Consider the following 12705-nt stretch of genomic DNA (forward strand, 5'->3'; position numbering starts at 1 on the left):
ACTATGCAAAACAAATTAATTCCAGGCGTTTTAATCGGAGCAGTCGTTGGAGGTGCTGTGGCACTTATCGACAAAAACACGCGTTCATCTGTAAAGAACCAAGTTCAAAACATTAAATCAGGTCAAACATCTGGACAAGGTTCAAAAGTATCTCAACTCACTGATGAATTTAAATATTGGAAAAACACAATTGAAGAAATTCGTCGTAACAACCCAGAATTAGAACGTTCTTTACGTGATGCTAAAGAAACTTTCCAACAACGTAAAAATAACCGTTAATGAGTCAATAAGAAGTAAGAAATTGAACATTTTAAAGCAATTTCGACGGGAGAAAATGAAAGTAACTTAACTTTCTCCCCTATTGAGATTGCTTTTTTTATACTAAATATTAGGGGAGCTACAATATGGATAATAAACATAAATCATCCGGAATTATTGATAAAGCAAAAGATAATTTCCAAAAAGATGATTCACATCAAAAAGAAAGTGAACCAAATCCAAATCGTCAAGGTGACGCCAAAGGAGATATTCATGAAGAACACCACTTTGTGAAGCCACAACCATTTCAATCTAAAGAAGCAAAAAAAGATAACCAAACTTTCTTTGTTTCGCGTATAAATAAGCCGGTAAAATACACAGACCGACCTAATTTTTTCTCATATTTAATTTATCGCATTGGTAAAGACGATGCCTCTGGCTTAGCGGCACAACTCGCCTATTATTTTATGCTATCACTTTTCCCAATGCTTATCTTTATTTTATCGCTTATACCGCTATTTAATATTGATCAAAAATCGATTATTAACCAAATCGAATCCAATGCACCTGCACAAGCCTCATCTATCATCACAAATATATTGACTGATGTGATGAGTAATGCGAATGGTGGCATCCTATCTTTCGGTTTGATTTTAGCACTTTGGACAGCGTCTAACGGTATGACAGCTTTAATGAACTCATTTAACGTGGCCTATGACGTTGAAGATAGTCGTAATTTCTTTGTATCAAAAGCCATGGCGATTTTCTTTACATTGCTTATCGGTATCACAATGCCTATTACGTTAGTGCTTTTTACGTTCGGCGAACAAATTGGAAATATTTTATTTGGTCCACTAGGATTGGATAGCGCTGTGAGATGGGTGTTTGGTTTACTACGTACTGTTCTACCGGTCCTCGCGATTTTTATTGTCTTTACTCTATTGTATATAATGGCACCTAATGTAAAAATAAAATTAAAATCAGTCATTCCAGGTGCCCTCGTTGCGACAATTGTTTGGATTTTAGGAACACTTGCTTTTGGATTCTATGTTTCAAACTTTGGTAACTACTCTAAAACATATGGTAGTATCGGTGGTGTCATCGTATTAATGCTATGGTTATACATCACTGGATTTATTCTTATTTTAGGGGCTGAAGTTAACGCTATCTTCCATCACCGTAAAGTGTCTAAAGGTAAAACACCTGAAGAAATCACTTATGACGAAATGGATGAACGTGGTGAAGAAGATTTAGCAGATGCCTATAACAATATGGGTAATGAAAAAGCACCTCGCAAAGATGCTAAAAACCAAAATAACACTTTTGATTATCAAAACCATCACCAATATGAAGGTTCTAAAACAGAAAAACGTATAAATGATGGAAAATCTCATCATATCAAAACAAAAAAATAAAGCCGTTCTCTTGAATAGCTTAGATGATGGAGGAACAAAATCATGACATTATTAGAAAATATTCTAGAGTTTAACAAATCCTTCGTTGAAAATAAGGAATATGAAGCTTATGAAACAAGTAAAAAGCCTTCTAAAAAAGCCGTACTCTTGACGTGTATGGATACACGCCTTCAAGATTTATCTACGAAAGCTCTAGGGTTCAATAATGGCGATTTGAAAGTCGTCAAAAATGCTGGTGCTACGATCACACATCCTTATGGTTCGACAATGCGTAGTCTCATTGTAGGTATCTATGCGCTTGGTGCTGAGGAAGTTATTATCATGGGCCATAAAGATTGTGGTATGGGTAACCTAAATGTCGATGATGTCATTGAAACCATGAAATCACGTGGGGTTAACAGTCAAGTCTTTGATATTTTAGGTCATTCTGGAATTGATGTTCCTAATTTCTTAAAAGGCTTTGATGATGTTTATGAAAATGTTCGTCAAAATATTCAAATGATATATGACCATCCGTTATTTGATCGTAAAGTCCCTGTTCACGGACTCGTTATCGATCCTCATACAGGTGAATTAGAACTCGTGCAAGATGGGTATCAACAAATTAAAAAATAATGACAAAACAGAGTTAGGGAAACGATTAAAGTTTCCCTCTCACACTTTAGAAACTATTTTTGTCGTAAGATGAGTGACTAAAGCTGTATCAAAATAGCCATCAAAATTTACTTAAAGATAAATTTTGATGGCTATTGCATTTTGAGGAAACATTATAGTGCCTCATCTATTAATTTGGAACGTAAGTGCTTTTTTGTCGTTCATTATTCTATGAGCCCATGTTGGAAAGCATATATCACTGCTTGTGTACGGTCTTGAACTTCAAGTTTACTTAAAATGTTACTAACATGTGTTTTAACGGTTTTAATCGTTATATGTGAAGCGCTCGCAATTTCTTGATTAGAATAGCCTTTTGAAATTAATAATAAAATTTCCATTTCTCTTTCGGTTAAAAGCTCGTAAAGTTCTGCACGTTGTCGCATACGATTCCTCATTTTAACGAGTACTTCTGCTTCAAAGACAGATTCCCCTTTAGATGTTTTGCGAATGGCTTCGGCAATGTCGCTGGCGCTTGTTGTTTTTAAAATATAACTGTCTACACCTGCATCTAATGCACGGTAGACTTCTTTATCCTCAATATAACTTGTAAGCATCACGACTTTGATTTTAGGTAAATCTTTCTTAATTTGCGTCGTCGCCTCTACTCCGTCCATATCCGTCATCACTAAATCCATTAAAATTAAATCAGGTTTTAATGCATGCGCTTTTTCGATGGCTTCTTTACCCGAAGCCCCTTCCCCAACAACTTCAATATCTGGCTGCGTAGATAAATAACTTGAGATACCAATTCTTACCATTTCGTGGTCATCTACAAATAAAACTTTAATTGTCATTATGCCCCTCCTTATCTAACGGTGCTTTCACTTCAATACGTGTACCTGAATCTGGTAACGATACGATATGGAACGTCGCACCGATTTCCATCGCACGTTCACGCATATTCTTCAAACCATAACTTTGTTCCATCTTATCATCAACGTTAAACCCTATACCGTCATCTTGTATACGTAGGAGTATGTAATCGTCACGCTGAAGTAATTCAACAGTCACCTCTGTGCCTTTAGAATGACGTAGGGTATTTGAAATTGCCTCTTGTGTAATTCTGAAAAGGTGATCTTCCATCCCTTTGGGAACGTCAAATTCCCCAATATCTTGAACTACATTTAATGGCACTTTACGTTGTAAATCTGATACCAAAGACTGTATCCCTTCACCTAAAGAACGATCTTTTAAGCCAATCGGTCTCAGATGCAAAAGTAATGCGCGCATTTCTAATTGCGAATCCTGTACCATTTTCTCTAAAGTGGGTATTTGTTGGCTCAGTGGAGGCTCAAGTGGTGTTTCCTTTATTGCTGATAACATCATACTTGCCGCAAATAGCTGTTGAGAGACACTATCATGCAATTCACGCGCCAACCGGTGCCGCTCATCTTCAATGATTTTCTGAACTTTTGAATCATTCATGTTATACGATTCGTTCGTTAAATTTTGTGTTTTAATGCGCATACGGTGAAGTTCTTGATTAAGCGGCACAAGTGCTTCATATAATTCTAATGTTTCGTGATAAAGTTCAATTTGTTGGTCATTTACGCCTACCGTCTCACCTTCAATTGAGCGTTCAATTTGCGCTTTCAACCAATCATTTTGTTGGTTATTTTTATAAGCGAGCACACTCCCAACGATTATACATAAAAAAATGGCTATTAAATTTAAAAACAAGAAAACAGGAACTCCAAAAATTTGTGTGTAAAACATTCCTTGAAAAAAGATGATATTTGTGAAGACATTATCAATAAAGAAAAAAGCGGTAAAGAGACTATACACTAAAATCAGCATTGAACCGATTGATCGTACATATTGATTCATCGATAAACCACCTCAACATCACCAATAAACGTGGAAACGAAGATATTTACTGTATATCGATCTGATTTTTCTGATGATTCTAATGTGACGTTGTTGTTTTCTAACTTTAAACGTTGCTCCTCAAAATTGATATTCCCATAAAAAGCAGCAACATTTAGCTTTACATTGTAATTTAATGGGACGACGACTTGTACTTTGCCAACAATATGTCTAATCACTATGTTGTTTTGTGATTTTAAGTTAGCTGCTTTCGTCATATCAATATAGACATCGCCCATCCCATGCTGAATTTGCAAATCTTCCCATTTGTAGACATACACAGGTGTTTTCTGTTCTCCGAACCACTTTTGTTTAATAAATGAAGGAGAGGCTTCTACTGCCTCAGATGTTGTCACTTTTAACGGTTTACGTTTATAAACGATGTAACGTACCGCTACGATGATCATAAAAATAAATAAAATCACAAGTGTGTATTTATTAGATAATAAAGTAAATAACACCATTAATGTTCCAATCCAAAAACATAAGAGCCCTCTCACTTTGTGGAAGTAAATGTAACCCACATACATTAAAATACTTCCTAATAACAACACAAACAAAAAACCAATTTTCTCAAAAAAGATGTAATAAAAATTGGCGATAATCATTAGAGCTGTAAAAATGATTAAGAGCTCAGTCGAAATATATTTTTGTGTCATATTTCCACCTTTCTAGTATGCAAGTTTTAATGTTAATAATAAATCACACTCTTGTTGCTTTTCTTTTTTTTCCGCGTTCAATTGAGTTAAATACCGTTCTAATCGTGCATACTCAGACTCGATTTCGTTTAACTTCACTTTCATTTTTGTGATTTCTTTACCATGAATTTTTTCTGGACATCTCATATGTTGTGCGTCTAATAAATCGATATATTTATTTTCTAATGCGACGGTCTCTCTGTCAATTAACAATTGTAATTGTGTCTTTTTTTGTTGAGTATACAATATCGTCTCATCAATATTTCTAATTTTTGTTGATAACATTGCTAAACAATCGCTCATTTCATAAACATATAAGCGATTAAAAAAACGTTCTAGATATTGTTGGACTTGTCTTAACATAGAATCACCTCATATTTCGATTCTATTATAAAATGGTTCCATGCCGTTTATAATAGGCTATGGAACCATCTTTTATTAAGACTTAAGTCCGAACGTTATTCTAATGTGCTTTTTGTCGTTAATAATGGCCCATCTTTAGTCACAATGACCGTGTGTTCTATTTGTGCGACATAACTTTTATCTTTTGTTTCAAATGCCCATTCATTTTTACCTTCTGTCACAAAAGACGCATTTGATGAAATAAATGGTTCTACTGCTAATACCATACCTTCTTTGAGTAATGTTTTATCTTGAGGTTCAAAATAATTCATTATATGTGCGGGTGCTTCATGTAAAGATTGACCTACCCCGTGTCCAGTCAGGTTTTTAATGACTTTCAAATCATTTTTACGCGCAGTCGCATGAACGGCTTTTCCGATTTGACTTAATTTTGCCCCAGGTTTTATTTTTGTCATTGCTGCATCAAAAGCTTCTTGAGCCGCATCACAAACTTTTTGTTTCATGGGTTCATCAGTTTCGCCAACCACAAATGAAATCCCCGTATCTGCATAATAACCATTTTTTAACGCTGAGACATCAATATTAACTAAATCGCCTTCTTTTATTACACGTTTTCCAGGAATACCATGAGCCACTTCCTCATTGACACTAATACATGTTTGACCTGGAAAATTTTCATCATGTATCGGAGCAGAAATTGCGCCCTCAGCTTCAAACATCTCTTTGGCGATATGGTCTAATTCTTTAGTTGTAATCCCTGGTACCGTTGCTTTTACCATTGTGTCCCTCACTTTGGCACAAATGGCTCCAATTTCTTTTAGTGCTTGTAATTCTTCATCTGTTTTTACAATCATGATTAATCCCGTTCCTTTTTAAAAATTCTTATTCTACTTTACTATATCATTAATTTTAATTATTTCCATTGTGATATCCTTAAACATTGCTTTTTCCTATTTTATCATTTTTTTAAGACGTTTCGAAAATGAAAATTTAGTCCATCTATTACACCTATTTCAACGTGACACCTCTCGAGAAATTATTTTAGATATATTATTCACCGTATTTTCTATAAAGACATAGTTATAACGCTTACCTCAATTTCTAATTCCCCTTAAAAAACCCGGTTCTTCAAATCCTGATAATTTGGTATACTTAAACTAACTTTTTAAACGGGAGCATGAAAAGATGAACGCAATACGCCTCAAAAACCTCATCGGTGCAAGAACAATCAAAACAGGCCTTGCTGCTTTTTTAACGGCGTTGTTTTGTTTGTGGTTAGATTTAAATCCAATTTTTGCGATATTATCCGCCGTTGTTACAATTGAACCCACTGTCAAAGCTTCGATTACTAAAGGATACAAACGTTTACCCGCCACTGTGATGGGCGCCTTTATCGCTGTGGTATGTACTTATATTTTCGGCGATAATTCTGCTTTTACATATGGGCTGACAGCTACCCTCACGATTTTATTATGTATACATTTCAATTTACACGTGGGTATTACTGTAGCGACACTGACTGCACTTGCAATGATACCCGATATTCATCAAGATTATGTTTTTAATTTTTTCTCACGCTTACTCACTGCTATTATAGGTTTAGGCACTGCGGGATTAGTTAATTTTATTGTTTTACCACCTAAATATTATACACAAATCGATACACTTATTGATCAGACTGAAAAGGAAATATATCGTTTATTTACACAAAGAATGAAAGAACTATTAATTGGGCAATTTCATTCTGAAAAAAGTGATCACGATGTTGAAAAATTACATCTTAATAATGCACGTATAGAAGAATTATTAGGTTATCAAAGAGATGAACTCAAATACCACAAATCAAAAAATCGCTCAGACGAGTGGTTAAGAATAAGAAAATTCACAAACCGTGCGCATGAAAACCGGCTACTCATTACACATTTATCCAATATTATCTATTTACCAGAAGATGATTTTATAATTTTTAACGATGAAGAAAAAAGAGCTATTATTGCGATTACGCAAAAAATTAGTCAGATTACAATAAAAGGCTTATTTGAGCCTGAACGTAAAGCGGCGACAACACTTAAAAACTCTGTAAAAGGCTTAAATGAATTTGATATCAATCAAGTTAAAAGTCATACCATTTACGAAATTTTGTTGATTTATCGAATCTTACTTTTAAGGTTTAAAAAAATACGAAAAAAAACCTAAAGAATTGGACAATACTTCTTTGCCCAATTCTTTAGGTTTATTTTTGCTCATTTTTACGGGCACGATCAATCAAGACTTGTTTTGCTAGTTCTTCTTCTGTGTTATCAAGATATTTCGGTTCAAATGGGATGCCCTTACGTTTGGCTGCCGCTTCTAATAAGTAATCTGTCATTTCATGATTTTTTGGTAATACCGGACCATGAAGGTACGTCCCTAGTAAATTCTTATAATGAATCCCTTCTTTTCGATCGGTCGCGTTATTACCATAACCATAAGTGACGTGACCCAGTGTGTCATAATTATGATAAGTGCGCCCCCCGTGATTTTCAAAACCAACGATAGTTCCAAATGTTTCACTTTCTATAACGACATCACCAGTTAAGCGCTCCGTTTGAGATTCGGTGTAAAAGTCTAAGATATTTAATCCTTCTAAAGTTTCACCATCAGGTGTAATATATTTTTCACCCAAAAATTGATATCCTCCGCAAATGGTTAACCCTGGCAAACCTTCTTCAATGGCTGCTTTAAGTTCAGTTTTAATTTTAGCTAACTCTTTAGTGGCCAAGGATTGCTCACGGTCACTACCCCCACCGATAAAGAAGATATCCGCTTTAGATAAATCAATGCCTTCAGTTTCATTGATATCTACTACGTTTAACTGAATTTGACGCTGTTTGGCGCGGTATTTTAAAGCCATGATATTACCGATGTCACTATAAAGATTTAGTTTGTCTGGCATAAAATGGAAAACGGTTAATTCATACATTTATTTCTCCTCCTTAAACGAACGGACTAATTGATCCAACATAGGGGTTAAAGAGGTATAGTTAGGGATTGCGACTGTAAAGCTATCAAAATCCATAGAGCGTGCCGTCGCTTTATAAATATCTTTTTCTAAAATAATTGGAACATTGATTTCTGCAAGTTTCAATCGTAATTGGAGCTCCTCAGCACGTGAGCCTGTAACGATAATCGTTTCAATATCTTGGGTTGCTAATTTTTCAAAGTCCGCATCATAAATCCAAGAAGTATCTCGCCCATCAGCCGCAAAATCATTCAAGCTCATTAAATAGACTTTTCTCTCTTGTAATTTTTCACCCATTGATATAGAAGCATTCATTCCAGCTGGATTTTTAGCTAAATTTATGAGTGCTTTTTTATGAGATCGTTCAAAATACTGCATACGTCCGTTATCTGATGTATAGGTTTCAAAACCTTTACGAATACTTTCGTCGTCTAAACCTAATTCTCTTAAAACAACATATGCGGCCAAAGCATTGTATGCGTTAAAATCTCCGGCAATTTTCATATTGAATGTCGCTTGTGGTGTTTGAAGTGTTAAAAATGGGTTTATTTCAAAATGTTGAATTTCGTATTTAGGAGACATACGATTAAAACCACATTCACAAGAATAATGCCCTAATTGATTGTAATGGATATAATCATATTTAAGTAATTTTCCACAGTTTGGACAATAACGGCTTTCATTCATCGTTGATTGTTCAAAAGGATAAGCATTTTTAGCCATACCATAATAAGTGACATGATCACTTGCCTTTTTCAAACGGCTTACAAAAGGATCGTCCGTATTTAAAATTAATGCAATCCCTTTATTCTCAATGGCTGAAATAATATTATTCACCATGATGTCAATTTCTCCAAAGCGGTCCATTTGATCACGAAAGAAATTCGTAAACACCATTTTCGTAGGTGTCATTTCTTTCAATACACGCGGAATTGAACCTTCATCGATTTCGATGATTGCCATTTTAGTCTCCGGACGAGATTGCACGATGAATGCAGAAGTAATCCCTGCAGCCATGTTCGCCCCTTCATTATTATGAATAATTGGAATGTGATTAGCTTTCAGTGTATGCCCAATCAGATTAGATGTCGTTGTTTTTCCATTAGTACCACTCACAAAAACAACCTCATCCACCTTTTCAGCTAACTTTCTTAAAATATTTTGATCAATTTTTCGGGCCACTTGACCAGGCAAGTCAGTCCCCTTTTTACCAACTGCACGACTTGCTTTACGTGCGAGTTTGGCCATCTGAATCGCTGTCCATTGTCTCATAACAATTCTCCTTCAATTTTCGCTTAGAATATTATACCATGCTCAACAGTAATACAAAATCAAAAGCATAACACAAATTTTATTCATTGCATAACTTTTATCCTATTGGGTAAAATGAAAGAGGACGAAGACATCTTTGGAGGGATATTATGCTAGATAAACAATTATTAGAAGCTTTAAATGACCAAATGAATCATGAATTTTTTGCTGCACATGCATATATGGCAATGGCTGCCTATTGTGATCACAATGCTTATGAAGGGTTTGCAAATTTTTACATTCAACAAGCGAAAGAAGAACGTTTCCACGGAAAGAAAATCTATGATTATATTAATGACCGTGGCGAAAAAGCTATTTTTTCTGCAATTCAAGCGCCTAAAGTGGAATTCAATTCTATTTTAGAGACTTTTGAAGATGGATTAAAACAAGAACAAGATGTAACAAAACGTTTTTACCATTTATCAGAAATTGCAAATGATAAAAAAGATTATGCGACGATTTCGTTTTTAAACTGGTTCTTAGATGAACAAGTTGAAGAAGAGTCTATGTTTGAAACACATATCGATTATTTAAAACGTATCGGTGATGATTGTAATACGCTTTACCTTTACGAAAAAGAACTTGCAAGTCGCTCTTTTAACGAAGGAGAATAATTTAAAACTGATAAAACGTCAACGTTCTGTCGTTGGCGTTTTATCGTTATTTATGCTAAGATATGTCATATTTTAGAGTAGAATTGAGGGGTTTTGTTGGCACATAATAGCTATGTTGCACTTGATTTTGAAACTGCGAATTATAAGCGGACAAGTGTTTGTTCGGTCGGTATGGTCAAAGTAGTCGACCATGAGCTCACTGAAACGTTTTATACGCTCGTTAATCCTAATGATTATTTTTCTGCAAAAAATATTGAGGTTCACGGAATACATCCAGAAGATGTACGTGAAGCACCGGATTTTAGTTACGTCTATCCTTATATGCTCCAATTCATCAATGACTTACCTGTGGTCGCACATAACGCTGCCTTCGATATGTCCGTCTTGCATGCAAGTTTAAAAGCCCACCAATTTGAAACACCTAATTTAACGTACTTTTGTTCATGTCAACTTTCCAGAAAAACTGTCGCTTCAAAAAGAAACGGTCTTAAACATATGATGGAACACTTCAACTTAGATTTCCATGGTCATCACGACGCTTTAAATGACGCAAAGGCATGTGCAATGATTACGTATCGCCTATTGAAACATTATCCAAGTCTCGACAATGTATTACGTATTTATGGGAAAAATTTACAAGATAAAGATCTACTATAAAAAGTCATAAATTGTCATATTGCGGTAAAATGCATCTTCAAGACCGCCGACTGTTACACCTATCAATCGGATGGGTGTATCTACTTCTTTTAATTCATAATATAAATCATAGGCCACCTGATAGATTTCCTCAGCTGTTTTTATCGGTGACAGTAAGCTTTTTTGTTTTGAAGTATTTTTAAATGCATCTGTTTTAATTTTTACGGTTACAGTGCGTGCAGATTGATTCAATTGATTTAAGCGTCGTTCAAGAATCTCACTTAATGCTTCCACCTTTTTTAAAATCTCTTCATCATCATTTGTATCTGTATTAAATGTTCGCTCTGCACCTACACTTTTTCTTATGCGCTCAGATTTCACTTCACGGTGATCTCTCCCTCTCACACGTTCATATAATTGGTGACCCTTTTTCCCAAATAAAAAGACAAGTTCTTGTTCACTTTTTTGGAATAAATCAGCGCCTGAATAAATTTGATTGGCATGCATTTTTTCTTTGGATGCTTTCCCTACGCCAGGAAAATCGCCAATGTCTAAGTCCATCAATATTTCATGCACATTATTATAGTCAATTACGGTCATACCGTTTGGTTTATTCATGCCACTTGCTAATTTCGCTAAAAATTTATTATAAGAAACCCCAGCACTAGAAGTGAGTTGTGTCTTATTAAAGATATCACGTCGAATAAATTGTGCGATTTGTGATGCAGATAAATCCGCTCGCACTAAATCAGTAATGTCAAGATACGCTTCATCTAAAGATAATGGTTCTACTATCTCTGTATAGCCTTTGAATATCTCCATAATTTGTTTTGATACTTCACGATAAACCTCAAATCGAGGCTGCATGTAAAATCCGTCAGGACAAAGTTGGTGCGCGCGCGCCATTGGCATTGCCGAGCGAACACCAAAAGCTCTTGCTTCATAAGATGCTGTCGATACAACCCCACGACCACTCGCTTTTCCACCCACAATGACAGGTTTTCCTTTTAAATGCGGGTGATCTCTCACTTCCACTTGCGCAAAGAAAAAATCCATATCGATATGAATAATACGTCTTTCTGGCATCTTAACACCTCCCACTCTATTAAACGTCTTCGGCATTTCACTTTTTAACCCTTTTATATTGAAGTTCTTTTATTATTATAGAGAATTTAACTCGAGTATAGGATCAAAATGACTTCATTTAAAAATTATCACTTTAGACAATAAGAAGAGACTTGAACATGTCTCGTCCAAGCCCCTTTTTATGGTTCCATGTATATTCATTTGCCTAGGTCCCTTTAATTTACCGTTGACCTCGTTAAAACGGTTTCATTTCGACGTATCACTTCGTAATGTTAATCCAATATCAGTCATTTCAATCGTTTGCACATTTTTGTTACTCACGGCTAAAAAAGAGAGATATAAGGCTAGCGTTGAATAACCCATATGAAAAGCAAACACGAATATGATATATGTATTCGTCATATTAATAAAAGAGATAAAAAGCAACATATTAATCACAATAATTGGCAGCAGCATAATTGTTGTAAATGTCATTCGACTCATTTGAATATTTGGCAAATATTGAATTAGAATTCCCGATTTAAATTGTATTTTTGGTTTTGAGGATTTATATAATAATTTAAATAATATAGCACGTAAACATTCATGAATAATAATTAAAATACATAAACCACATAAACCTACGATAACATTCGCAAAAATGTTTTTTTCGTTTAACACCGTTAATGCCATAGACCACTTGTAACTCAAAACGATGAAGACAAGTGAAACAATAAATTCTGATAATAATAGGCGTTTTAACACCTTCGAATTATCAAATAAATCTAACGTGTACAAAAAATCACCCTCTTACGCATAAGGCT

At 34.9% G+C, this 12705-nt stretch carries 15 protein-coding genes; 6 read left to right on the top strand and 9 right to left on the bottom strand.

Annotated elements, in window-relative coordinates:
- The first annotated feature begins 3 nt into the window (after window positions 1-3).
- From G8Y84_RS08735 to G8Y84_RS08745, 3 genes are all read left to right on the top strand, one after another.
- Window positions 4-279, top strand: coding sequence for a YtxH domain-containing protein (locus G8Y84_RS08735; RefSeq protein ID WP_037575789.1), 276 nt, complete (start codon window positions 4-6; stop codon window positions 277-279).
- 125 nt (window positions 280-404) lie between these two features.
- Window positions 405-1673 carry a YihY/virulence factor BrkB family protein gene (locus tag G8Y84_RS08740; protein ID WP_165806295.1) on the top strand — a complete coding sequence of 423 codons (1269 nt, stop codon included), beginning with the start codon at window positions 405-407 and terminating at the stop codon, window positions 1671-1673.
- Between the two features lie 42 nt (window positions 1674-1715).
- Window positions 1716-2288 (top strand): beta-class carbonic anhydrase, encoded by a 573-nt coding sequence (locus tag G8Y84_RS08745; RefSeq protein ID WP_103159021.1) that lies wholly within the window; start codon window positions 1716-1718, stop codon window positions 2286-2288.
- A gap of 203 nt (window positions 2289-2491) precedes the next feature.
- On the opposite strand, the gene vraR is transcribed toward G8Y84_RS08745, so the two are convergent.
- The 5 genes from vraR to map form a co-directional block, all read right to left on the bottom strand.
- The gene (vraR, locus tag G8Y84_RS08750; RefSeq protein ID WP_037575783.1) at window positions 2492-3121 is read right to left on the bottom strand and encodes a response regulator transcription factor VraR; all 630 of its coding nucleotides are present in this window, start codon (window positions 3119-3121) and stop codon (window positions 2492-2494) included.
- A complete protein-coding gene (locus tag G8Y84_RS08755) occupies window positions 3111-4154 on the bottom strand; it encodes a sensor histidine kinase (RefSeq protein ID WP_037575781.1) in 1044 nt (347 codons plus the stop codon). Before G8Y84_RS08755 ends, vraR begins: the two co-directional genes overlap by 11 nt.
- The gene (gene vraT / locus G8Y84_RS08760; protein WP_037575779.1) at window positions 4151-4852 is read right to left on the bottom strand and encodes a cell wall-active antibiotics response protein VraT; all 702 of its coding nucleotides are present in this window, start codon (window positions 4850-4852) and stop codon (window positions 4151-4153) included. The genes G8Y84_RS08755 and vraT overlap by 4 nt, the downstream gene beginning before the upstream one ends.
- A gap of 12 nt (window positions 4853-4864) precedes the next feature.
- Window positions 4865-5254, bottom strand: a complete 390-nt coding sequence (locus G8Y84_RS08765; protein WP_037575778.1) for a hypothetical protein — start codon at window positions 5252-5254, stop codon at window positions 4865-4867.
- Between the two features lie 95 nt (window positions 5255-5349).
- Window positions 5350-6108 carry a type I methionyl aminopeptidase gene (map, locus tag G8Y84_RS08770; protein WP_037575776.1) on the bottom strand — a complete coding sequence of 253 codons (759 nt, stop codon included), beginning with the start codon at window positions 6106-6108 and terminating at the stop codon, window positions 5350-5352.
- 331 nt (window positions 6109-6439) lie between these two features.
- On the opposite strand from map, the gene G8Y84_RS08775 reads away from it, so the two are divergent.
- Complete coding sequence (locus G8Y84_RS08775; RefSeq protein WP_103159022.1) at window positions 6440-7450, top strand: FUSC family protein; 1011 nt, start codon at window positions 6440-6442, stop codon at window positions 7448-7450.
- A gap of 37 nt (window positions 7451-7487) precedes the next feature.
- Here the strand turns inward: G8Y84_RS08775 and gatD are convergent, their stop codons facing one another.
- Both gatD and murT read right to left on the bottom strand, forming a co-directional pair.
- Window positions 7488-8216 carry a lipid II isoglutaminyl synthase subunit GatD gene (gene gatD, locus G8Y84_RS08780; protein ID WP_103159023.1) on the bottom strand — a complete coding sequence of 243 codons (729 nt, stop codon included), beginning with the start codon at window positions 8214-8216 and terminating at the stop codon, window positions 7488-7490.
- The gene (gene murT, locus G8Y84_RS08785; protein WP_165806296.1) at window positions 8217-9527 is read right to left on the bottom strand and encodes a lipid II isoglutaminyl synthase subunit MurT; all 1311 of its coding nucleotides are present in this window, start codon (window positions 9525-9527) and stop codon (window positions 8217-8219) included.
- Window positions 9528-9676: 149 nt separating this feature from the next.
- Here murT and G8Y84_RS08790 point away from each other — a divergent pair, with 149 nt between their 5' ends.
- On the top strand, window positions 9677-10180 hold the full coding sequence (locus G8Y84_RS08790; RefSeq protein ID WP_037575770.1) for a ferritin: 504 nt from the start codon (window positions 9677-9679) through the stop codon (window positions 10178-10180).
- Between the two features lie 96 nt (window positions 10181-10276).
- On the top strand, window positions 10277-10837 hold the full coding sequence (locus tag G8Y84_RS08795; protein WP_037575768.1) for a 3'-5' exonuclease: 561 nt from the start codon (window positions 10277-10279) through the stop codon (window positions 10835-10837).
- On the opposite strand, the gene dinB is transcribed toward G8Y84_RS08795, so the two are convergent.
- Together dinB and G8Y84_RS08805 are read right to left on the bottom strand one after the other, a co-directional pair.
- A complete protein-coding gene (gene dinB / locus G8Y84_RS08800; RefSeq protein ID WP_037575767.1) occupies window positions 10832-11902 on the bottom strand; it encodes a DNA polymerase IV in 1071 nt (356 codons plus the stop codon). The two genes, G8Y84_RS08795 and dinB, sit on opposite strands and share 6 nt — an antisense overlap.
- A gap of 246 nt (window positions 11903-12148) precedes the next feature.
- Entirely contained in the window at window positions 12149-12679 is a 531-nt protein-coding gene (locus tag G8Y84_RS08805) for a DUF3267 domain-containing protein (RefSeq protein ID WP_037575766.1), read from the bottom strand.
- Window positions 12680-12705: the final 26 nt, after the last annotated feature.

It is taken from the genome of Staphylococcus sp. 11511212 (genome assembly GCF_011394755.1).
In the GTDB taxonomy this organism is placed as follows: Bacteria; Bacillota; Bacilli; order Staphylococcales; family Staphylococcaceae; genus Staphylococcus; species Staphylococcus chromogenes.